This window comes from Borreliella mayonii (genome assembly GCF_001945665.1).
Classification (GTDB): Bacteria; Spirochaetota; Spirochaetia; order Borreliales; family Borreliaceae; genus Borreliella; species Borreliella mayonii.
The window spans coordinates 723,881-745,351 of sequence record NZ_CP015780.1 but is presented as its reverse complement, the minus strand read 5'-3'; the positions used below and the strand labels follow the sequence as shown (position 1 = coordinate 745,351).

At 28.8% G+C, this 21,471-nt stretch carries 24 protein-coding genes and 1 tRNA gene; 4 read left to right on the top strand and 21 right to left on the bottom strand.

The window, feature by feature from the left end:
• Positions 1-3 precede the first annotated feature (3 nt).
• Positions 4-1,776, bottom strand: coding sequence for a DUF5312 family protein (locus Bmayo_RS03570; RefSeq protein ID WP_075552355.1), 1,773 nt, complete (start codon positions 1,774-1,776; stop codon positions 4-6).
• A 114-nt stretch (positions 1,777-1,890) separates the two neighbouring features.
• On the opposite strand from Bmayo_RS03570, the gene Bmayo_RS03565 reads away from it, so the two are divergent.
• Entirely contained in the window at positions 1,891-3,123 is a 1,233-nt protein-coding gene (locus Bmayo_RS03565) for a CCA tRNA nucleotidyltransferase (protein ID WP_075552354.1), read from the top strand.
• Here the strand turns inward: Bmayo_RS03565 and rnc are convergent.
• The 14 genes from rnc to Bmayo_RS03495 form a co-directional block, all read right to left on the bottom strand.
• Positions 3,094-3,831 (bottom strand): ribonuclease III, encoded by a 738-nt coding sequence (rnc, locus tag Bmayo_RS03560; RefSeq protein WP_075552353.1) that lies wholly within the window; start codon positions 3,829-3,831, stop codon positions 3,094-3,096. The two genes, Bmayo_RS03565 and rnc, sit on opposite strands and share 30 nt — an antisense overlap.
• Positions 3,831-4,073, bottom strand: a complete 243-nt coding sequence (gene acpP, locus Bmayo_RS03555; protein ID WP_004789379.1) for an acyl carrier protein — start codon at positions 4,071-4,073, stop codon at positions 3,831-3,833. The genes rnc and acpP overlap by 1 nt, the downstream gene beginning before the upstream one ends.
• Before the next feature lie 23 nt (positions 4,074-4,096).
• The gene (gene rpmF / locus Bmayo_RS03550) at positions 4,097-4,279 is read right to left on the bottom strand and encodes a 50S ribosomal protein L32 (RefSeq protein WP_075552352.1); all 183 of its coding nucleotides are present in this window, start codon (positions 4,277-4,279) and stop codon (positions 4,097-4,099) included.
• Positions 4,280-4,342: 63 nt separating this feature from the next.
• Entirely contained in the window at positions 4,343-4,834 is a 492-nt protein-coding gene (gene coaD / locus Bmayo_RS03545) for a pantetheine-phosphate adenylyltransferase (protein ID WP_075552351.1), read from the bottom strand.
• A gap of 1 nt (position 4,835) precedes the next feature.
• Positions 4,836-5,375 (bottom strand): hypothetical protein, encoded by a 540-nt coding sequence (locus tag Bmayo_RS03540; protein ID WP_075552350.1) that lies wholly within the window; start codon positions 5,373-5,375, stop codon positions 4,836-4,838.
• A gap of 380 nt (positions 5,376-5,755) precedes the next feature.
• Entirely contained in the window at positions 5,756-6,115 is a 360-nt protein-coding gene (rplS, locus tag Bmayo_RS03535; protein WP_075552349.1) for a 50S ribosomal protein L19, read from the bottom strand.
• Positions 6,093-6,812: a tRNA (guanosine(37)-N1)-methyltransferase TrmD gene (gene trmD / locus Bmayo_RS03530; protein WP_075552348.1), complete on the bottom strand. Its 720-nt coding sequence runs from the start codon at positions 6,810-6,812 to the stop codon at positions 6,093-6,095. Before trmD ends, rplS begins: the two co-directional genes overlap by 23 nt.
• Positions 6,809-7,309, bottom strand: coding sequence for a ribosome maturation factor RimM (gene rimM, locus Bmayo_RS03525; protein ID WP_075552347.1), 501 nt, complete (start codon positions 7,307-7,309; stop codon positions 6,809-6,811). The genes trmD and rimM overlap by 4 nt, the downstream gene beginning before the upstream one ends.
• Positions 7,310-7,312: 3 nt before the next feature.
• Positions 7,313-7,561, bottom strand: coding sequence for a KH domain-containing protein (locus tag Bmayo_RS03520; protein WP_075552346.1), 249 nt, complete (start codon positions 7,559-7,561; stop codon positions 7,313-7,315).
• Positions 7,562-7,822: a 30S ribosomal protein S16 gene (rpsP, locus tag Bmayo_RS03515; RefSeq protein WP_075552345.1), complete on the bottom strand. Its 261-nt coding sequence runs from the start codon at positions 7,820-7,822 to the stop codon at positions 7,562-7,564.
• Positions 7,823-7,834: 12 nt separating this feature from the next.
• Complete coding sequence (ffh, locus tag Bmayo_RS03510; protein ID WP_075552344.1) at positions 7,835-9,169, bottom strand: signal recognition particle protein; 1,335 nt, start codon at positions 9,167-9,169, stop codon at positions 7,835-7,837.
• 62 nt (positions 9,170-9,231) lie between these two features.
• Entirely contained in the window at positions 9,232-10,440 is a 1,209-nt protein-coding gene (gene badR, locus Bmayo_RS03505; protein ID WP_075552343.1) for a host adaptation transcriptional regulator BadR, read from the bottom strand.
• Between the two features lie 252 nt (positions 10,441-10,692).
• Positions 10,693-12,723, bottom strand: a complete 2,031-nt coding sequence (gene fusA / locus Bmayo_RS03500; RefSeq protein ID WP_075552342.1) for an elongation factor G — start codon at positions 12,721-12,723, stop codon at positions 10,693-10,695.
• A gap of 73 nt (positions 12,724-12,796) precedes the next feature.
• On the bottom strand, positions 12,797-13,333 hold the full coding sequence (locus tag Bmayo_RS03495) for a Dps family protein (RefSeq protein WP_075552341.1): 537 nt from the start codon (positions 13,331-13,333) through the stop codon (positions 12,797-12,799).
• Positions 13,334-13,417: 84 nt separating this feature from the next.
• Here Bmayo_RS03495 and Bmayo_RS03490 point away from each other — a divergent pair, with 84 nt between their 5' ends.
• Both Bmayo_RS03490 and Bmayo_RS03485 read left to right on the top strand, forming a co-directional pair.
• The gene (locus Bmayo_RS03490; RefSeq protein WP_075552340.1) at positions 13,418-13,885 is read left to right on the top strand and encodes a BB0689 family surface lipoprotein; all 468 of its coding nucleotides are present in this window, start codon (positions 13,418-13,420) and stop codon (positions 13,883-13,885) included.
• Between the two features lie 43 nt (positions 13,886-13,928).
• Positions 13,929-14,002 (top strand) — tRNA-Val (locus tag Bmayo_RS03485).
• A gap of 8 nt (positions 14,003-14,010) precedes the next feature.
• On the opposite strand, the gene mvk is transcribed toward Bmayo_RS03485, so the two are convergent.
• The 6 genes from mvk to Bmayo_RS03455 are packed head-to-tail and all read right to left on the bottom strand — an operon-like array spanning position 14,011 to position 20,293.
• The gene (gene mvk, locus Bmayo_RS03480) at positions 14,011-14,904 is read right to left on the bottom strand and encodes a mevalonate kinase (protein WP_075552339.1); all 894 of its coding nucleotides are present in this window, start codon (positions 14,902-14,904) and stop codon (positions 14,011-14,013) included.
• On the bottom strand, positions 14,898-15,851 hold the full coding sequence (locus Bmayo_RS03475) for a GHMP family kinase ATP-binding protein (protein WP_075552338.1): 954 nt from the start codon (positions 15,849-15,851) through the stop codon (positions 14,898-14,900). Before Bmayo_RS03475 ends, mvk begins: the two co-directional genes overlap by 7 nt.
• Positions 15,842-16,780 carry a diphosphomevalonate decarboxylase gene (mvaD, locus tag Bmayo_RS03470; protein ID WP_075552337.1) on the bottom strand — a complete coding sequence of 313 codons (939 nt, stop codon included), beginning with the start codon at positions 16,778-16,780 and terminating at the stop codon, positions 15,842-15,844. The genes Bmayo_RS03475 and mvaD overlap by 10 nt, the downstream gene beginning before the upstream one ends.
• Positions 16,764-18,032, bottom strand: coding sequence for a hydroxymethylglutaryl-CoA reductase, degradative (locus Bmayo_RS03465; RefSeq protein WP_235633172.1), 1,269 nt, complete (start codon positions 18,030-18,032; stop codon positions 16,764-16,766). Before Bmayo_RS03465 ends, mvaD begins: the two co-directional genes overlap by 17 nt.
• Positions 18,022-19,086 (bottom strand): type 2 isopentenyl-diphosphate Delta-isomerase, encoded by a 1,065-nt coding sequence (gene fni, locus Bmayo_RS03460; protein WP_075552335.1) that lies wholly within the window; start codon positions 19,084-19,086, stop codon positions 18,022-18,024. The genes Bmayo_RS03465 and fni overlap by 11 nt, the downstream gene beginning before the upstream one ends.
• Complete coding sequence (locus Bmayo_RS03455; RefSeq protein WP_075552334.1) at positions 19,070-20,293, bottom strand: hydroxymethylglutaryl-CoA synthase; 1,224 nt, start codon at positions 20,291-20,293, stop codon at positions 19,070-19,072. The genes fni and Bmayo_RS03455 overlap by 17 nt, the downstream gene beginning before the upstream one ends.
• Positions 20,294-20,386: 93 nt before the next feature.
• Here Bmayo_RS03455 and mnmA point away from each other — a divergent pair, with 93 nt between their 5' ends.
• The gene (gene mnmA / locus Bmayo_RS03450) at positions 20,387-21,454 is read left to right on the top strand and encodes a tRNA 2-thiouridine(34) synthase MnmA (protein ID WP_075552333.1); all 1,068 of its coding nucleotides are present in this window, start codon (positions 20,387-20,389) and stop codon (positions 21,452-21,454) included.
• The last annotated feature ends 17 nt before the right edge of the window (positions 21,455-21,471 follow it).

Genomic DNA, 21,471 nt, shown 5'->3' with positions numbered 1-21,471 from the left:
AATTTATAAATTTCTGACTATAAAAAGTGTTTGATTAATAATTTCTAAAAGATTGCCAATAACATCAGCTAATGTAATTTTTTTATCTTCATTTACCATTGATTTGTAAGAAACTGTTAAAGATTTTCGAATAAAAACATTATGATTTTCCAACAGAGCTAAACATCTCTTTTTAAGCTCAATAAAATAATCTACAAATCTATTTGAAACCTTATCAATAGAAACCGATTCATTCAAACACCACTTCAAAATCCTTTCTTTATAAGGATCATCAATTTTACTCTCTCTTTTATACCTTTCAAACTCTTCATTTTTATAATCAATCTCAAAGTAAATATTATAAATTTCTTTTTTTAAAGCAGCAATATTATTTTCAATATCAACATATATATTTCTCAAATCATGATTATTAATTAATACGACATTATTTATAGTTCTTAAAACTTCCATCATTCTAACATCATATATGTTTTTAAAAAAATCATTAAGAAAATACAACTTTTTAAAACTATAATGACTAAGATTTAATTCATTAAAAATCTCGCCCTTTAAATTTAAAATTACACTAGGATCTCTAACAAGGCTTTTTATTTCTTTAATTACAAGAACTTTTAAAGAGCTATCACGCTTTTTAATAGCCTGACCCATAACATTTAAAAATAAAATGTTCTCATAAAAATTTTTCACATCAAAAAAAGGTACATATTTTTTAGGAGATGCAACAGGATTTTTGCAATATACTCTAAAAACATCTAAATAAGGCAAAGTTCTTGACAAGCCAACGATCTTAGATAAAATCGATAAAACATTTTTCAATACATATTCTACTCTAGACATATGATCTTCTCTTGAAATTGTCTCTGAATTACTAATATCATCAGATATTAAAAAATAATTTGATATAATGCTTTTAACAATATCTTCATCTATCTCAATATCTTTTAATGTATACAAAATATCAAAAAAATAATTTAAATACTTACTAACACTTGAAAAGCTGGTTCCAAATCCAACCTCAAGGTCAACAATGCTAATATTTTCAGCATTATCTAAAAGATCTACATTGAAAAATGAAAAAAAAGATTTGTAAGGAAAAAACGCCAAACTATTAAAAACATAATAAAACTCAAACATATCAGAAACAATTCTATAAGTATTAGATGGAATAGAATTAATATAGTCATTTATTTTGACCTTAAGAGATTCTTCTAAATCGTTTTGAGTTTTTTCTCTTTTCAAAAAGAGCTCATATTTGCCTTCATCTAAAAAATCTTCCAAATTTTTCTTAGAATTAAGAACTTTACTTTGAATAATTTCTAAAATAGTTTGCTCAACAACAATGCCGCCTTTTTCTAATTTCCTAAAAAATTCTTTCAACTCCATTGAATATCGATAAACACCAAAAAACATTTCTACAAAACCAACATGCAAACATTCCTTCTTAAAATCTATTACTGGATTTTTATACATTTCATTAATTTGATTTTCTAGGTTTTTTATAACATAAGTTTTATAAATATCTTCTTTGCTTTTATCTTTCTGAAAAAAATTTAAAATAGTTAACCACATTCTAATAAAAAATGATTCTTCCATTAAACGCCCTGAAAGAAATTTTTCAAGCTGAGAATCAACATAAGGCTCATTGCTACTATTGGGTAAAACAAACTCGGAAGAATTTAAACCTAAGCTTTTTTTTATATCATTCATCAACCTATTTTTAGTCTCTTTTGAAAGTTGACCTATGGAATTATATACACTATTGTTATTACCACTCATAAAACCCCAATAAAACCATTTAAAAATAAAGTACTACTTATAACATACTTCAAATAAATTAAAATTGTAAATCAATTTTAGAAAAAAATTATTTACACTATAATATAATTTTATATGAATCTAGGCAAAGATAATCAAAATATAATTAAAATTGGTAAAATATTTAAAAAAAACAACTACGAATTTTATTTAGTTGGGGGCGCTTTAAGAGACCTACTACTTAATAAACAACCCTACGATTTTGATTTTGCAACAAATGCAACTCCTGAAGAAATAATAAAATTATTTCCAAATAACATTAAAACAGGAATAAAACATGGAACAATTGGCATTATTTTTAATAAAAAAATCTTTGAAATCACAACATACAGAATAGAAAAAGAATATGAAAATAACAGAGCTCCTAAACAAGTAGAATATACTAAAAATTTAATTAAAGATCTTGAAAGAAGGGATTTTACAATTAATGCAATTGCAATGAATATTTTCAACTTCAACATAATAGATTGCTATGATGGGAAAAAAGACCTTAATAAGAAAACAATAAGATGTATAGGAAATCCAAATAAAAGACTTGAAGAAGATGCCCTTAGAATACTTAGAGCAGCAAGATTTTCATCCACACTTAATTTTGACATTGAAAAAAATACTTTAATTTCAATGAAATATAAAAAAGAAAATATTTTAATGATTTCAAAAGAAAGAATAAAAAATGAATTTCATAAATTGTTAGAGGGCGCAAATATACAAAAAGGAATTTATTATCTTAAAAAAGTTGATTTTTTTAAGAATTTTTTCAATCTAGAAATAAAAACAAAATTAATCAAAAAAATTGTCCTGCTTGATAAAGACAAATTTTATCTAAAGGCAATCACAATATTGACAATTAAAAAACCCGTAAAAGAACTAAAGGAAAAATTAACCTTACTTAAATTCTCAAATAAAGAAATTAAGCTAATTTTATTTTATAGAAGTATAATTGATAACAATAATATTTTTAATGTAAAAAAATTAAGTGATATTAGACACTTGCTTAGCAAGAGCACAAGAGAACATTATAAAGAAATAATTGATATATACAAGGCACTCAAAGGAAAAAAGAAAAAATATTTATTTATAATAAAAAACATAAAAAGGAAAAAATTACTAAAAAATCCTCTCTCTTTAAAAGATTTAAAAATAAACGGAAAAGATATTCAAAATCTAGAACAAATAGAAAATAAAAATATAGGTAAAATTTTAAACATACTACTAAGCTGTGTAATTGAAAATCCCAAGCTTAATACTAAAAATTATCTTATAAAAAAAATTACAACCTTAAAGGCTAATATTTTCCATAGTTTTTAAAGCTATTTCAGCAGCTCTCATTTCGGCTTCTTTTTTAGATTTACCCCTTCCGTTTGATATAAAATTTTCCCCAACATAAAGTTCAACGCAAAAAACTTTATCATGATCTGGACCTATTTCCTTGTCTAGCTTATAGCTTGGTGAGATTTTATATTTCTTTTGAACATATTCTTGCAACAAGCTCTTATAATCTTTAAAATCACCCCTATTAAACATCAATCTTATAGACATGTCAAAAAGTCCAACCACAAATTCTGTTGCCTTTGAAAACCCACTATCAAGATAAATAGCGCCTACAAAAGCTTCAATAGCATCTGCAAGAATGCCTTTTTTGTTGCGGCCATCATTACTCTCCTCTCCTCTGCCAAGTAAAACATAAGAACCAAGATTAATCTCCCTAGCAATATTAGATAGGGAATCTTCACTGACAATATAAGATCTAGCCTTGCTGAGCTCTCCTTCACTTTTATTTGGATAAGTTTTATAAAGATGATCTGTAATAATCAAATTAAGCACAGAGTCGCCCAAAAATTCTAATCTTTCATTATTGCTAGATTTTTGATCCAACTCATTAGAATACGACGAGTGGCTCAATGCTGTATTTAATAAATCAAAATTACTAAAATCAATGCTCAAATTTTCCAAAAATTCACTTAATTGAGCCCTTCTTTCACTGCCAAAACAAAAATCGGAAGAATTTTTTTTCATCAACCTTTTCTCTTTTTAATAAAATTAACAACATCGCCTACCGTCTCAAATTCATTGGCTTCGTTCTCTGGAATCTTGTCATCAAAGGCCTCTTCAAGCAAATACAAAAGCTCATAAATATCTAGACTATCTGCATTAAGATCCTCAACAAATCTAGAGTCTATAGTAATTTCATCTTCTTTTTTATCAAGTTGCTCAGATATAATAGACCTAACCTTGCTAAAAATTTCATCATTATCCATGAATACACCTTCCTTACTACAAGCTACAAACCTATTTCTAGATATTGGTTATTCCTATAATACCCACACTTTAAACAAATCCTATGTCTCACTCCAAGATTACCACAATTAGAACATTCTTGAAATTGCGGAACTTTCTTCCTCATATTTATACTACGCCTTGTTCTACTCCTAGATTTTGAAGGCTTAAATTTTGGAACAGCCATTATTTTCTCCTAACTACTTTTAAACTACATTAAATTATCTTAATAATATATATATTAACCAAGTCATTTGTCAATAAACTTAGATTTTAATCTATTAAACACTAATTCTGGAACAAAATTAGAAAGATCAACATCCTTTTTACTCATTAATTCCTTTACAAAATCTGACCTTACATATAAATGTTCTGCACTACTTGGTAAAAATATAGTATCAATTTTAAAATTTAACTTATTATTAACAAGATATCTTTCAAACTCTATATCAAAATCATTAAAAGCCCTAATTCCCCTAACAATAAATTTAATAGAATTAATTAATGCGTAATCAACAATAAACCCGCTATACATATCTACAGATACATTTGAAAAATTTAAAGACGAAATAACATCTTTTGTAAGACCAAACCTCTCAATATCGCTTAGCAAATATTTTTTTGATTTATTTTTAGCCACCAAAACAACAACTTTGTCAAAAATGGCCAAGGATCTTTTAATTAAATCAATATGGCCCCAGGTAATTGGATCAAAAGATCCTGGAAAAACCGCCACCTTCATATCAAGAAAGCCTAAATCCCCTATTAATATCTTTAAGAATTTTTTTACGCCATATTGGTTGTTCTTCTAAATTTTCAAATTCAATCTCTTTAATAATTTTGAAATATAAATATTCTCCTCTAGAAGCTGTATCCACAATAAAAAATTTACCAGCACCTCTATAAACCAATTTTTCATTACTTGAAAGATTATTTTCAACTGTTAATTTATTGATAACACAATCAAAATGAACAGGCTTATCTTCATTTTCAACCTTTAAAGACATACTAAAAACAATATCATTTATTTTTTTTTCACAAATAGCACAAGCAATATCAAGATTTATTCTTGTTTTAAATTTTATACTTTTTCTTCTAAATTTACCTTTAGAAACATTTTGTTTATCTGCATTCAAAATAGTCGATCTATTATTAAAACTGTTTGGCGAGGCAACATTTTGACTTTTAATCTCAGAATTTAATCTTTTATTCTTAAAACCATAAAAACGTTTATTGTGTTTCTGAAAATTACTACTCTTAAACTTACCTTGAGTATATTTCAAAATTAACTCTCCTTAACGACAAAAAATAAATATTTACTATATAAAAAAAGAAAAACAAAAATTTAAGTACAAAATCACTCGCATAGCTTGAAAGTTTTTAAACAAATTAAAATTTTAAATCTTTAGCTTTTTAAAGACAAAAGTACAATTAAACCAACATTGAAATTTAATAATAATAATTAATTAATGTTTTTAATTATAACAAATACATAACCAAGCTTGCCAAAATTTTTCTTAAAACAGCAAAAATCCTGCTAAATCTTGAATAAAAATTTACAAAACAAAAGATCAATCAAAAAATAATTTTCAATCTCAATCTAATTTGATTCATCTTATGGCCCAATTTGCTAAAATATTCAAAATAACCTAAAAACTAATGCTTAACTTTTTTTAATATTAAGACGCTCCTTTATCTTCATAGCAGCCTTACCGATTCTATTCCTCATATAATAAAGCTTTGCCCTTCTAACCTTTCCCCTTCTTAAAACTTCAACCTTTTCTATAATAGGAGAATATACTGGGAAAATTTTTTCAACACCTATTCCTGAAGAAATTTTTCTAACCAAAAATGTTTTGCCAATTCCCTTGTTTTGCAAAGAAATAACAATCCCTTCAAAACTCTGCAACCTTTCATTACTACCTTCAATGATTTTATAGACAACCCTTACAGTATCTCCCACATTAAAGACAAAAGCTTCATTTTTTTTATTCTGAGCTTCAATTTTTCTTATCAAATCCATTATCTTCTCCTATTATCTCTAAATATTTAAGGTATAAATCATATCTATTTTTCTTAGTTTTTTCTCTAGCTTTAACAAGCCTCCAATTCTTTATATTTTCATGATGCCCTGAAATAAGAACTTCTGGAACCTTTATCCCCATAAAACTATAAGGCCTAGTATAATGGGGATATTCAAGCAATCCATTTTTTACACCAAATGATTCTTCTAATAAAGAATTAGGATTTATTACTCCATCTAGCAACCTATATACACTATCTATTAAAACAAGGGCTGCAATCTCTCCTGAAGATAAAACATAATCTCCAATAGAAATCTCAAAATCAACATACAAATCTATAATACGTTGATCAATTCCTTCATATCTTCCACAAATTATAACAATTTCTTCTTTTTTTGACAAGGAATACGCCAACTCTTGGGTATGCTTTATCCCAGAAGGACTTAAAAATATTGTTGTTTTCTTAGCAGCCTCTACATGCTCAAGAGCAAAAGAAATGGGTTCAGCCTTTAATACCATCCCAGCACCGCCTCCATAAGGCAAATCATCGCATCTTTTATGTTTATCTTTTGAAAAATCTCTAACATCAACAAGCTCAAAACTTACTATTCCCTTGTTAATAGCTTTTTTCATTATTGAATTTTCAAAAAATGGTTTAATTATTGCTGGAAAAAGGGATATAACTGTAAATTTCATCTTAAAAGATCTAAAACCTTAAGCTCAATTGTTTTTTCTCTAGCATTTATATCTCCAATATAAATGCTCAAAAAGGGAATAAAGAAAAATTTAATGCCCACTTTGACCTCAAGAAATACACTATTTAAATATTCAAAAAAAGCTACAACTTCTCCCAGATTTCTATTGTCATTAACAATAGCATAACCAATCAGTTTTCCTAAATAATATTCACCTTCTTTTAAACTAGATGCAAGCGAATCATCAACCCATAATTCAAAACCAATCAAAGGCTTAACTGACTCTGGAGTATTAATCCCTTCAAACTTCAAAAATAAAGAATTACCCTTTATATTAACATCTGCAACCTTAATTTCAATAGCAGAACCATTGTTTTTTTTTAAAAGGACTTTATTGTTTTTTAGATTAATAAAATCACAAAAATTATTGGATATGCTTTTAACCCTAGCATACCCATTAACTCCATAAGACGACAATATCACGCCTTTAATAAACATAAATTAATCTAAAATTTCCAATTGTACTCGCCTATTGGTTTTAGCAGCACAAGCTCCAAGCAAAGTTCTAATAGCCCGCGCAATACGGCCCCGTCTTCCTATTATCTTGCCTACATCACCTTGGGAAACCCTTAATTCTAAAATAGTTGATTTTTCCCCTTCAATTACATTTAGTTTTACTTCATCTTCTTTATCTACAAGAGACTTTACTATAAACTCTATAAGTTCGATCTCATTCCCATACTCTTTCATCTAAACCTCCTGACTTTTCGCATTCAAGTTGTTTTTATTTAAAAGCATTTTCACTGTATCACTTAAAATTGCTCCCTTGCTTATCCAATCTTTCATTCTATCTTCCTTAATTTTTATTTGTTTTTGCTTTTCAACAGGATGATAATAGCCAAGCTCTTCAATTGCTTTACCATCTCTAGGAGACATAGAATTCATAACTACAATCCTATAATAAGGCCTTTTTTTAGCTCCCATTCTCTTCAATCTTATCTTAACGCTCAAATTTATTCCTCCTTATTTTCCCAAAAGGGATGCAATCTTATTTTGAAAATCTTTATTTTTCATTTTTTTCATAATCAAAGTTGTTTGACTAAACTTTTTTATGAGCTTATTAACATCAAAAACAGTTGTTCCGCTTCCCAAAGCTATTCTTTTTTTTCTTGAAGGATTGTTCAAAATTACTGGATTTATTCTTTCTTTTTTGGTCATAGAAAGAATAATAGCTTCTTCTTTATTAAAACTTTCTTCATTTAAATTATTGCTATTCAGCATTGATTTTGAAACACCTGGCAAAAAACTTACAAAATTAGAAAACCCTCCTACTTGTCTAATGCGCCTAAATTGGCTTAAATAGTCTTCAAAATTAAAACTAGCTTTATTAATTTTTTCTTCAAGCTTAATAGCCTCTTCTTTGTCAACAACGCTTTGGACCTTTTCTACAAGACTAACAACATCCCCCATACCAAGAATTCTAGAAGCAATTCTTTCTGGGTAAAAGGAATCAAAATCTTCAACTTTCTCTCCAACGCCAATAAATTTAATAGGAACTGCACAAATGCTTTTAAACGACAGTACAGCACCCCCTCTGGTATCTGAATCAAACTTAGAAAATATTGCACCAGTAAGTCCAACATTCTCATTAAATTCCTTAGCAATATTTACAGCAACTTGCCCCATCATAGAGTCTACCACTAAAATGGTTTCTGCGGGCTGCAAAATCTCCTTGATTTTTTTTATCTCTTCGAGTAATAAAGATTCAACCTCAAGCCGTCCTCTAGTATCAACTATTACAGAATCAAAAAAATTAGACTTAGCAAACTTCATAGACGCTTTAACAATTTTAATAGGATCTTTTTCCCCTTCAATTGAAAATACTGGAACACCTATTTGACCACCCAATATTTTTAACTGCTCTACGGCCGCTGCTCTAAATGTATCAGCAGCTACAAGAAGTGCTTTTCTATTTTCCTTTTTAAGCTTTAAAGAAAGCTTGGCGCATGTTGTAGTCTTGCCAGAACCTTGAAGTCCCAACATAAGAATATAAGATTGCTTATTGGCAGGATGTAAATTAAGCTCACAACTTTTGCCTCCCAAAAATTTAACAAGATTATCATTGACAATTTTAATAAATTGAGATTTAGGATCAATACCCCTTAAAACTTTTACTCCCTTGGATTCTTCAATTATAGAATTTAAAAAACGCCTTATAACTCTTAAGTTAACATCAGCATCAACTAAAGAATTTTTAATAATCTCAATAGCCTCTGCAATGTTTTTATCATTTATTGTAGATTTTCCAGAAAGATAGTTTATAAAATTCCTAAAATTTGACCCCAAACTTTCAAGCATTAAAAACAACCCTTATTCTCAAAAATAATCTTGTCAAATATAAGATACAAAAAAAGGCAATATTAATCAATATCTCCTCCAGTCAAATAAAATTTATTAAAAATAACACTAGAAGCAGGCCCAACAACAGAAACTTCGGTATCTAATGAACTAAGCTTTAATACTATATTTTCTTTATTGCGCTTTTTAATCTCTTCTTTTAACAAATCAAAAAAAGCTTTTAATTTAAAACTTTGACCATAGAGTACTAAATAATTAAAATCAAGCATTCTTTGAATATTGACAATAATTATTGCCAAATATTTAACAGTATCTTCCATAATTTTATTTATAAAATCATATTTTTCATAAAGAGAAAAAATATCATATATTGTAACCTTTTTTAATCTACCCTCATACTTTTCATAAAGCTCAGGAATCTCACCATTCATAAACTCTTTTGAAATCAATCTCTGCAAAGCAAAATTAGATATTAGCATATTAACACAACCTTTATTACCACAAGTTGGACAATTTTTTTCTCCTTCATAATCAATTATCATGTGACTAACCATGCCTGATTTATTATTAAAACCAGGATAAACATTGCCATCTGACCAAATCGAAAGTTCAGCAGTATCTGTGTAATCAAAAAACATAATATTATCTATATTCTTGCCCATAAATTCAGCAAGAGATAAATTTTTAACATAGCTTTCAAGATAAACTGTAAGCGAAAAGTATTCCTCAAGTATTCTCTTGACAGGAACATCTTTTTCAATCCATGCTCCATAACTGTCATTAACAATTCCTAATTCTTTATCCTTTATTAACCCCGTAATACTAAAGCCTAAGCCAATAAATTTATCTCTTGAGAAATTATGTTTCCAAATAATTTCTATCATATGATCTTTTATTTTTTCTAAAATATCATAAGCACTAACTGGGGGCTCAAAAGAATGAGTCTCGCTTATTAAAACCTCGCATTTAAGATTAGCAATACCTATTTGAAAATAATTGCTAGAAATAATAACTCCCATTGAATATGCATAATCTTTATTAATGTCAAGAAGTATTTCTTTTCGCCCATGTTTTTTAACATCAGACACCCTAGAGCCAACTTCAATCAAAAGATTTTCTTTTATCATTTGATTAGTTAAAATAGTAACTGCAGCATTTGTCAAGGCCAACTTACGAGCTAAGTCTGTTCTTGAATATTGCATATTTTTCAGACTAAGAAGAATTTTTCTTCTATTTCCGCCTCTAATTGAAACCATATTTTCACCCTGCATATTACACCTCCTTTATTTTTAAAATAAAAAAATATTATAAAATATCATATTGAAAAAACCAATACAATATTATATCTATTCACAAAAGACAAAAATGCCTCTATATTAAGGCTAAAAATATTTTACATCATAATATCACATTCATAAACTTAAAGCTTGACAAAAAAGGGAATAAAATCATTTTTACATAAAAACTCATCAATAAAAATTAATTGGGTTTAAAAATAATAAACACAAGAAAAGCCATTTTCCTTAAAAACTAATAACCTTAATTAACTTATTTTTTTCCTTAAAATAAGAAAATTCCATAGTAAAACTACCTCTTCCTTTAGTAGAACTTCTTAAAATAGAAGCATACCCAAAAAGCCTCTCAAACGCCGCCTCTGATTTTATCAAATCATACTCTCCAATATTGCCAACTGAATGAATGGCGCCCCCTATAACATTTAATGTAGAAATAATTTCTCCTGTATGCTCAATAGGTGTTCTAATTTCTAATAACATTATTGGCTCAAGTCTAATAGGATCTGATTTTTGAAAAATACTATGAAAAGCAAATCCTGAAATTGACTCAAAGGCACTCTCGCTAATCTTACCAGTCCCACAAACAACAGAAAAAATACTAATATTAATATCAATAATAGGATATCCAAAAACTCCACTTACAAATGCGGCTGTAATTCCCCTCAATATTGCAGACTTAATTGTAGAGTCAATAACACATTCAAAATCAATTTTATTTCCCTCACCCCGTGACAAAGGTTTAATAATCATTCCAATTTTAAAATCAATATTTTTGCCAGCAAAAATATTGTTAAACTCAAAAACTTCTTTTACAATTTTGCCTGCGCTCTCTCTATAACTTACCTGAGGTTTTCCTGTATAAACATTAAGATTAAATTCATCTTTAATTCTTGTTAAAATAATCTCAAGATGCAATTCGCCCATTCCAGATATAATCAATTGACCTGTTTCTTTGCTCTCAGAATAACTAAAGGTAGGATCTTCTTTAGATATTATTTCAAAAATTTCCTTTAGCCTAATCTCGTCTGATGATCTTTCAGGCTCAACAGACATTAAAACAACCGGCTCTGGAAACATAACAGATTCAAGTAAAATATTATTACTTTCTTCAACAAGAGTATCTCCTGTAACAGAAAACTTTAATCCCAAAACAGCACCAATATCGCCTGTTTTTACACAATCTATTTGTTCATTTTTATTTGAAAAAACTCTAAAAATTTTCGTAAACTTTTCACGCTTGCCATTTGAAGCATTGATAATTTTTTTATTAGAATTAATCTCGCCAGAATAAACTCTAACAAAATAAAGATGAGCAGCAATTACGCTTGAATATTGAACTTTAAAAACAAGAGCTGACAATTTTTTATTTTCATTAGGATCAACTAAAATTTTATTATTTGTATCTAAAGAAAAAGCACCAAAACTTTTTTCAAAAGGACTCGGCAAGTAATCTACAATCGAATCAATCAAAGGTTCTATTCCAATATTTTTTAAACTAGTTCCCATTAAAACAGGAATAATAAATCTAGAAATAGTACCTCTTCTAATCTCTCTTTTAATAATATCTAAACCAATCTCTTTATCTTCAAGAAATAATTGAGTAATTTCTTCACTAAATTGGCTAAGAATATCTATTAACTTTTTCTTAAAAAAAATCACTTTTTCAACAAATTCTTCTCTAATTTGACTATAATTTAATTTTGGAATTCCATTTTCCATTGAAAAATGAAGCTCTTTATTTAAAATAATATCAACTACTCCTTCAAAATTGCTTTCATTTCCAATTGGAATTTGCAAAATTAAAGGAATAGTTTTAAACTTATTTTCAATATCTCCCACAACTTTAAAAAAATTGGCGCCTATTCTATCCATCTTATTAACATAAGCAAGTCGTGGGATTTCATATTTTTCTGCCTGTTTCCACACAGTTTCTGTTTGGGCTTGAATTCCATCAACAGCGCTAAAAATAACAACACCCCCATCAAGAACTCGAAGAGATCTTTCAACTTCTGCCGTAAAATCAACATGCCCAGGAGTATCAATAATATTTATTTGGCAATCCTTCCAATGGCAAGTAATAGCAGCCGAACTAATAGTAATTCCTCTTTCTTGCTCTTGAGGCATCCAGTCAGTAACAGTGTTTCCAGAATCTACATCCCCCATTTTATGACTTTTGCCAGTATAATAAATAATTCTTTCTGTGGTAGTAGTTTTGCCAGCATCAATATGAGCCATAATTCCAATATTTCTAATACTCATAAATCCCCAACAACAACTATAGCCTTAATGCAGATAAACTCATTAGTACAAGTTAAACCTTTTAATAAAATTGTTATTTGGTATCGCACTCACAACATTTGCTCTCATTCTCATCGTGACAAAAACAACCACAATTTTCAAGCAACGCCTTGTGCATCCATAAATGCTTCTCAAGGTCACTCATGATATCATCCATAATATTAGCAGTACCATAATCACAAGCAGTATCAATCAATTTTCTCATTCCAAAAATATTTTTCAAAATCTCAGAAAGACTGCAAACAATGCTTTGCATTGAAGGCAAAAAATTAGATGTTGATTCAATATCAAGCTCCTTAATAAAGGATTTTTTTAAAAACTCAGAATATCTAAATTCAGAATCATAACCAAGCATTCTTGAGCGTTCTGCAACAATATCAATAATCTTTTCAATATATTCATAAAGATTTTGGGTTTCTTTGTGAATAACAAAGAAATTAGTATCTTTTATATTCCAATGAACACCCCTTAAATTAGAATAAAAAATATGCAAACTTGCTAATAATTCTTGTAATTTTAAATGTATTTTTTCTAAATCGTCCTTTTTTATATAGCTTAAATACTTTTCCATAACCAGCTCCTTTATATAATCATTATAATACATAATGAGATATAATTATGATTTTAATCACATAATAAATAAAAAGGATATTTAATGAAAAAATTGATTTTTATTTTTACACTGTTTTTATCTCAAGCGTGCAATTTAAATACAGTGCACCCAATAGATACAAAAGAAGATATGAAAATCTTATATTCAGAAATTGCTGAATTGAGAAAAAAATTAAATCTAAACCACCTAGAAATAGATGATACTCTTGAAAAAGTTGCAAAAGAATATGCCATTAAACTGGGGGAAAATAGAACGATAACTCATACCCTTTTTGGCACAACCCCAATGGAAAGAATACATAAATACGACAAATCCTTTAATTTAACAAGAGAAATACTAGCATCAGGAATTGATCTTAACAGAGTAGTTAATGCATGGCTTAATAGTCCAAGCCACAAAGAAGCTCTTGTTAATACAGATACTGATAAAATAGGTGGCTATAGATTAAAAACAGCCGACAATATAGATATATTTGTAGTTCTTTTTGGAAAAAGAAAATATAAGAATTGACACCATTAAAGATTATGCTGTATACTACTTATTAGTAGTAAAAGGGCTCATAGCTCAGTTGGTCAGAGCGCCTGCCTTACAAGCAGGATGTCGGGAGTTCGAATCTCTCTGGGCCCAAAAATAATCTAAACCTCAATTACTTTTAGCTCTAAAAGCAAATTTATTTTAGAATTTTTAAGTATATTATTTAATTCTTTTTGTACTATATTGGCTTTTTTGAGACTTTCAAAAAGAAAAATAAACGCTCCCCCTTTACCAGAACCACTTAACTTGCCAGAAAGAGCGCCCAATTCGATTCCCCTACTTATCAGCCAATCAAGAGTATCGTTAGACAACCCTAAACGTCTTAAACAATATTGCGCAATATTCATTTCATTTGCTAAAGAATACACATCCTTATTCTGAAAAGAAACATAAGCATTGTTTACTGTAAGACCAAGCTTTTCAATAAAAATAAATAAATCAGTGTCGGATAATAAATGTTTTTTTAAATTAACCACTATTTCTTTAGTCGTAAAATCTCTTTTTACAGCTCCTATTAAAAAATAAAAACCAGAATCTTTTACTTTTTTTGAATGCAAAACATCTTCTTTTTTCTCTAAATAAAAAGTTCCACCAAGATCAATTAGTCCAATATCCATTCCAGAAGATTTGCCATGAAAAATATTTTCAATTTGATTTGCCAACAAAATTTTATTACAATCTTTATATTCAAAATGACTTATAATATATTCTGCAAAACATAAACTAAGACTAGCAGAAGAACCAAGACCAACTCCAATAGGAATTTCAGAAATTATAGCAAACTCAATCGGATTAACTTTGCTATAATTTGAAACAATAAAGCTTATAAGGCTATTTAATCTTGTACTGGATTTTCCTAAATATTTCCAATTTTTAGACACACTGTATACCAGATCCATATAAATAGGAACTGTGGCTCCAATAACTGGAAACCCGTAAACAGCACTATGTTCACCCAAGAACAATATTTTAGCAGGCTTTCTTATTCTTAGCATTTATCGATTTCAAACTTAATACCTTCGTACTCTAAAACAATTGGAATAATTTTCGACAAATCAAAAGCTTCAATATTAGGCCTGTAAACTAAAAAAGTTTCATTTCCAGCTCCCAAAGCTTTAATCAAATCACATTGACCCAAAAGATGATTAAAACTTGAAGGCAAAGCCGCTGAAACTCCTATTGCCTCTCCGATTGCCAATCCCAATTCTTTAGCTCTTCTTAAACTAGAAATTAATTCGGATTTAGAACTACTAACACTTAAAACAAGTTTTTTCATCTCCAAATTGCATTTCAATATAAAATCTAAAATAGAATCTCTGTGTTTATTGTATTCACAAATAGAAGTAGTGGTTTTAACTGCTCGCAAACCCTGCATTAAATAAAAATCATTAAACTTTACGGCGCTCAACTGTCTAAATTTAGGATTAAAACCACCTTCAAACTCAACAACACCCCCAAAAATACTAGTAGCAATATCATATCCACTACCTATTCCTCCTTGAGAGTGCCTGTAGGCTTCCAAACAATATTTAAAAATTTCAACCTTATCGACAACATTAGTAGCATTATAAATTAAAAAAAGTCCACACACTATACCAATAGCAACAACAGCACTTGAGCCAAATCCCTTTTTTGTTCCATCATTAAAGAAAAAATTACTTGTATCAATATATACATCATATGAAAAGCTCTCTAAATTAGAAAAATAATTTTGACTCAAGTAAGCAAACATTTTAAAAACAAAATCATTTCTATTTTCTATTAAAGAAAAATCGTCTATCTCTTTCTTTTTGCTAAAAAAACGCCAAGAATCGCTCTTTTTAAAAGAAAAAAATGCTCTCTTGTTGATGGCAATTGCCAGCCCCAATCCCTTTTCCTCTAAAATAGTATACTCCCCCATTAAAAGTAAATTCCCAGGTACAGAAAAACTAATCAAATCCATTCTAAGCCACGCCCAACCTTTGAAACAATAAAATCAATGCCAGTAAAATTTTGCTTAAGTCCTTTTAAAATAGTATTTAAATTTTTCTCCAAACAAAGAAACTTTACTTGGGGGCCTGCATCCATTGTCTCAAATACAAAAATCCCCTCATTTCTCAAATTAGCAGCATACCTAATTAAATCTATTGTACTACTTTTAAAATAAAAAACAGAAGATGCAAACATTAAAGCAAACATATTCTGATAACTTTTTACAATATTTGATCCAAAATGTATAAAATCTTTTTTTAAAAAAAAATATAAAGCATCTTTAAAAATCTTTTTACTAGAGGCAATCCAAGCATCATAATAAAATTCATGCTGTTTGCAAATATTCATTGCAACTCTTGAAGACAATTCTTTTTCATTGCTATCAATTATGGCAAATATTATGCGCAAATCATTAAAATAAGATTGATCTCTTAATTGAAAAGATTCTTTTGAGCCTTCTTTTAAAATAGTAAACCCCCCATAAATAGCCCTTGCTGCGGAAGCTGATCCTATTCTTGCAAGATTAGATGCACTATTGCAAGAATATTTATTAAAATATTTCAAAATACAAGCAGCAATAGAAGCAAAACCTGAACTTGAACTTGCAAGGCCTGCTGCTGTTGGAAAATTGTTTTCACTTTTAATTTTAAATCTAACATTCGGCTCACCAAGAATTTTTCTTGCATAATCAAAAAACACCTTTTCTCTATTTTTCAATATAACTGGCTTTGAATTTAAAATTATTTCATCTCGATCTGAAAGTTCAAGCTCACTTATTGAATAAAACTTATCAACACTAACAGCAAGACTAGAAGTCGCTGGAATGTTTAAAAAAACATCCTTCTTGCCCCAATATTTGATTAAAGCCAGGCTTGCATAAGCCTTACACTTTACTTGCATTTTCTGACCTTATTTTCTTTAAAATTTTAAAAGCAAAATCAAAAGAATAAATATTCATTCTTTCCATTTCCAATAATAATTTGTATTTCTCGAAATCAGAAATATTATATTTTGTCTTTAAAAGGTAGAGTATTTTATCAACATGCAATCTCATGTGACCTTTTTGAATCCCATTAAATGCAAGAGCCCTTAATGCTGCAAAATTACTAGCAAGTCCAACACAAGAAAGAATACCAATAAATTCACTTTTACTATTTACATTCATAATTCTAAAACTTAAAATTGAAGCTTCAGCAAAAGATATAACACCGCCTTTAGTTCCAACTTGCAAAGGAATTTCAATTTCTCCAACCAAAGCATTGTCAGTAGTGTAAAATTTACTAAGGGGAAGATATTTACCACTTTTTGAAGCAAATTTATGAACAGAGGCCTCAAGCGCTCTTGTATCATTAAAAGTTGAAAGACATACCCCTGTAATTCCATTCATAATACCTTTATTATTAGTAACAGCTCGCTCCTCTTCGTAAAAACCTATGCTAGAAATAAGTTCAATTTTTTTAGCCAAATTCCAAGAATCCTCTTTACCTGATAGCAAATGCTTAAAATCTAAAACAAAACGGGCTTTGGCTGTAAATTCACCAATATCATTGCTTAAAACTTTTAAAACACACTCATATCCAAATTCTAAAAAAATAAATTCTGCTACACGCTCTGCAATTGAGTTTAACAAATTAGCACCCATAGCATCACAAGTATCAATATAAAGATTTAATTTTTGAATACCAAGCTCTTTAATGTACCTAGTTGACAATCTTCTAAATCCACCCCCCCTTCGATTCATATTGGCTAAAAGAGGTTCAATCCAGGTCTTGATTTTATCGCCAAGATCAACAAAAATTTTACTTAAATCTTTTCCCGATTTTATATAAACTTGAGAAATTCCCAAAACTTCATCCAAAGAATACCTCAAATCAGCATTTTCAAGAATTTTTGCTGCAAAATTTAAGGCAGCAACAACAGAAGATTCTTCGGTTGCAATTGGCAAAGAATAGTATTTGTTATTTATTTTCAAATTTTTTACAATTCCAATAGGAAAAGATAAATATCCAATATAATTTTCTATCATATTAAAAAGAAAATCTTCATTGGCATTATTATAAAAAAAATCTTTAAAAGATAATCCCAAAAAACTTTTTATCTCTTGCCTTTTTTCTAAAACACTTTTATGTCTAAAATTTTTACTAAGTTCCATAAAACTGCTTAAAGACTCCAAGCTCAGAAAGCAAATAACTACTCAAAAAATACTTATTATTTCTAAGTTCTGATAAACTTTTGCTTCCACTTAAAAACATAGACATTTTTAAAACATATTCATAATCAGAAAAAAGACTAAATACAGCATCTTCTCCTGAATCATAAAAAGCCCTAAGAACAACTGCTGCAACACCTATAAGTCTAGCTCCAAGGGCAATGCCTTTAGCAATATCCATACCCGTCTCATATCCACCAGATGCAAAAATATTAGCCTTTAGAGAATCATCAACGCTAAGTAAAGTAAAAATAGAAGGAATACCCCAATCAGAAAAACAAGATGCAATGTTTAGATTGTTACTCTTCATGCCTTCTACTAAAATCCAATTAGTTCCACCACTCCCCGCAAGATCAATATAAGAAACTCCAAGGCTGAATAATTCCTTAACGTCTTTTGGCGAAATTCCAAAACCTGTCTCTTTGACAATTAATGGGACATTTAAAAAGTCAGACAATTTAGCTATTGATTCTCTTATTCCTTTAAAATTTCTCTCTCCATTAACATTCATCAATTCTTGTCCTGCATTAAGGTGAACAATAATTGCATCAACTTCTAATCTCTTGATCATTTCAGCTATTTTAGAAATACCAAACTCAACAATCTGAACAGCGCCAACATTGGCAAACAAAGGAATATTATAAGCATACCTCTTAAGAGTAAAGTCTTTTATGTACTCGGGATACTTAAACAAAAGCTTAAAAGAACCTAAGCCCATAGGAATTTTTAAATAGTTTGCAATTCTAACTAAAGATTTATTAAAGTTATTCCCCTCTTTACTGCCTCCTGTCATGGAAGAAATAAAAACAGGCATGCTAACATTGTATCCGAATATCTCTTCTTTTGTGTTTATCTCAGAAAAATTAAGATCACTAAGAGCATTATGTTTTAGCTTAATAAACTCTAAGAAATTGCAGCCACTTTTAACATCGTTTTTATTTAAACAAATCTCAATATGCCTTTTTTTATTTTCTAATATATTAGGCTCGATACCCATAAACTCGGTATCCATCATTCCTTAGTTCTTTTAAATAAAATCCTCTAGATTCACCAGGAACTATTTTATTTTGAAAAAAATCTTTATATTCTTCAAAATTTGCATTATTTCTATTTTTTATAAGCCCATCAAGATCCCATAATTTAACAACATCAAAAGCACTCTTTTCAATGGTAAGTTCATAAATAATCATAATATTGCCAGATCCATAAGAACAAAATAATATCTTTTCCCCCGCAATATTTTTCTTAGAAAATACTCTTTTTAAATAAAATGCTAAAGACAGAAAAATTGAACCCGTATACAAATTCCCCACTTCCATAGCAGCTTCAACACCATCGTAAAAATCTATTGATTCTAAATAAGCATTTCTAACAGATTCATCATCACTGTAATATTTTTTCAAAATATAATGCATTGAATCTATTGGCATTTTAGCAAAAGGAACATGCAAAACAAATCTATAATTAGAAAATAAATCTTTCATACTGAGTTGCTTTTTGAAAGCAAAATCTTTTAAAGCATTTTCGTTTGCATTATTGTAACATTCAACTGAATATTGACCTCTCACCTTAGCTTCAACGCTTCCAAATGGCCTAAAAAAATCATCAACATCATCGGTATAAACCCCAAATTCAGATAAATTAATCGAGAGTAGCTTTGGATTTTTTTCAATCAAAATTGCAGTTGCACCAGCACCTTGGGTAATCTCAGCCGTAGTAAGATTGCTATAATGTGCAATATCTGAAGAAAAAACTATGCCATATTCAGAATTATTAGAATGGCTTAAAACGCTTGCTACAGTGTGCAAAGACATAGCAGCACCAGCGCACGCATGCTGAACTTGGAAAGTTAGAAAATTATTTCCCAGACAAATGCCAGACTGCTTTAAAGCTCCAAAAACATAAGAAGAAATTGCTTTTGAATGATCAACGCCTGTCTCAGTTCCACCCAAAAGCATTCTAATTTTGCTTAAATCAAGATTATTATTGTCAAAAATAAGCTTAACAGCCGAACTTGCCATCGTTACACTATCCTCATTGGGACTGGTAAACCTAAAACCTTTTTGCAAGGTCGCATCTATTGCTCTATTGATTTTCTTAAAAAGAACTTCATTAGAAAAATATAAAGGATTTTCCAAAAGAACAGAAAAATCTAAATAATTTAAAGGCAAAAAAATCCTAATATCACTAATACCTATTTTCATATATTCCTCAATGCATTAATGGACATAAGTATTATATTATAATTTACAAAAATTAGCAAAATCTTATATAATGAAACCTAAAAATGGAAGTTTATGAAAATAGCCGTACTTTTATCTGGGGGAGTTGACAGCTCTGTTGCCCTTTATAGAATTATAAATAAAGGATATTCAAATATAAAATGCTACTATTTAAAAATTTGGGTTGAAGATGAACTGTCTTATATTGGAAACTGCCCTTGGCAAGAAGATTTAAATTATGTTAAAGCTATATGCAACAAATTTAATGTACCGTATGAAATAATAAACTTTCAAAAAGAATATTATAACAAAGTAGTAAGCTATACTATTGAAGAACTTAAAAATGGCAATACCCCAAGTCCAGATATTTTTTGTAATCAAAGAATAAAGTTTGGAGCATTTTTTGAGAAAATCAACAGCCAATTTGATTTAGTTGTAACAGGGCATTACGCCAAAATACAAAGAAAAGAAAGCAATTTTTTTTTAAAACAGGCAAAAGATAAAATTAAAGATCAAAGCTACTTTTTATCTCATCTCTCTCAAAAACAAATGTCAAAACTATACTTCCCCTTAGGCACATTGCTTAAAAGCGAAGTAAGACAAATAGCTAAAAGCATAAATTTACCCAACAAAGATAGAAAAGATAGTCAAGGTATTTGCTTTTTAGGAAAAATTAAATATAACGAATTTATCAAATATCATCTTGGCGAGAAAAAAGGAAATATAATTGAAAAAGAAACAGGGAAAATAATAGGAATTCACAATGGATATTGGTTTTTTACAGTTGGGCAAAGAAGAGGAATAAAGCTTAGTAACGGGCCATGGTTTGTCATAGAAAAAGACCTAGAAAAAAATATTATATACATCTCCCATAATGAAAATTATTTAAAACAAGCAAAACGCAAATTTTTAGTTCACGAAATACATTGGATAAACGACAAACCTTCAAATTTTGAAAATTTCAAAATTAAAATAAGACATGGCGAAAAAAAATACTCATGCAAATTAAAACTTATTAAAAATAACTTAATGGAAATTTCTTTAAATAAAAAAGATCATGGAATTTCTCCAGGGCAATTTGCAATTTTTTATAAAAATACAGAATGCCTAGGGGGTGCTAAAATTTTTAAAATCATAGAATAACAATTCACCAAAAAGCT

What these genes read in the sequence shown, in the direction of transcription:
- coaD (WP_075552351.1), bottom strand. Translation starts at nt 4,834, where the DNA reads ATGAAGGTGGCGGTTTTTCCAGGATCTTTTGATCCAATTACCTGGGGC.
- Bmayo_RS03490 (WP_075552340.1), top strand. Translation starts at nt 13,418, where the DNA reads ATGAAAAAATTGATTTTTATTTTTACACTGTTTTTATCTCAAGCGTGC.
- rpmF (WP_075552352.1), bottom strand. Translation starts at nt 4,279, where the DNA reads ATGGCTGTTCCAAAATTTAAGCCTTCAAAATCTAGGAGTAGAACAAGG.
- trmD (WP_075552348.1), bottom strand. Translation starts at nt 6,812, where the DNA reads ATGAAATTTACAGTTATATCCCTTTTTCCAGCAATAATTAAACCATTT.
- fusA (WP_075552342.1), bottom strand. Translation starts at nt 12,723, where the DNA reads ATGAGTATTAGAAATATTGGAATTATGGCTCATATTGATGCTGGCAAA.
- Bmayo_RS03465 (WP_235633172.1), bottom strand. Translation starts at nt 18,032, where the DNA reads ATGGAACTTAGTAAAAATTTTAGACATAAAAGTGTTTTAGAAAAAAGG.
- Bmayo_RS03570 (WP_075552355.1), bottom strand. Translation starts at nt 1,776, where the DNA reads ATGAGTGGTAATAACAATAGTGTATATAATTCCATAGGTCAACTTTCA.
- mnmA (WP_075552333.1), top strand. Translation starts at nt 20,387, where the DNA reads ATGAAAATAGCCGTACTTTTATCTGGGGGAGTTGACAGCTCTGTTGCC.
- rplS (WP_075552349.1), bottom strand. Translation starts at nt 6,115, where the DNA reads ATGGATTTGATAAGAAAAATTGAAGCTCAGAATAAAAAAAATGAAGCT.
- Bmayo_RS03475 (WP_075552338.1), bottom strand. Translation starts at nt 15,851, where the DNA reads ATGGATTTGATTAGTTTTTCTGTACCTGGGAATTTACTTTTAATGGGG.
- Bmayo_RS03455 (WP_075552334.1), bottom strand. Translation starts at nt 20,293, where the DNA reads ATGAAAATAGGTATTAGTGATATTAGGATTTTTTTGCCTTTAAATTAT.
- mvk (WP_075552339.1), bottom strand. Translation starts at nt 14,904, where the DNA reads ATGCTAAGAATAAGAAAGCCTGCTAAAATATTGTTCTTGGGTGAACAT.
- rimM (WP_075552347.1), bottom strand. Translation starts at nt 7,309, where the DNA reads ATGTTTATTAAAGGCGTGATATTGTCGTCTTATGGAGTTAATGGGTAT.
- badR (WP_075552343.1), bottom strand. Translation starts at nt 10,440, where the DNA reads ATGCAGGGTGAAAATATGGTTTCAATTAGAGGCGGAAATAGAAGAAAA.
- Bmayo_RS03565 (WP_075552354.1), top strand. Translation starts at nt 1,891, where the DNA reads ATGAATCTAGGCAAAGATAATCAAAATATAATTAAAATTGGTAAAATA.
- rnc (WP_075552353.1), bottom strand. Translation starts at nt 3,831, where the DNA reads ATGAAAAAAAATTCTTCCGATTTTTGTTTTGGCAGTGAAAGAAGGGCT.
- ffh (WP_075552344.1), bottom strand. Translation starts at nt 9,169, where the DNA reads ATGCTTGAAAGTTTGGGGTCAAATTTTAGGAATTTTATAAACTATCTT.
- Bmayo_RS03520 (WP_075552346.1), bottom strand. Translation starts at nt 7,561, where the DNA reads ATGAAAGAGTATGGGAATGAGATCGAACTTATAGAGTTTATAGTAAAG.
- Bmayo_RS03495 (WP_075552341.1), bottom strand. Translation starts at nt 13,333, where the DNA reads ATGGAAAAGTATTTAAGCTATATAAAAAAGGACGATTTAGAAAAAATA.
- acpP (WP_004789379.1), bottom strand. Translation starts at nt 4,073, where the DNA reads ATGGATAATGATGAAATTTTTAGCAAGGTTAGGTCTATTATATCTGAG.
- fni (WP_075552335.1), bottom strand. Translation starts at nt 19,086, where the DNA reads ATGGGTATCGAGCCTAATATATTAGAAAATAAAAAAAGGCATATTGAG.
- mvaD (WP_075552337.1), bottom strand. Translation starts at nt 16,780, where the DNA reads ATGCAAGTAAAGTGTAAGGCTTATGCAAGCCTGGCTTTAATCAAATAT.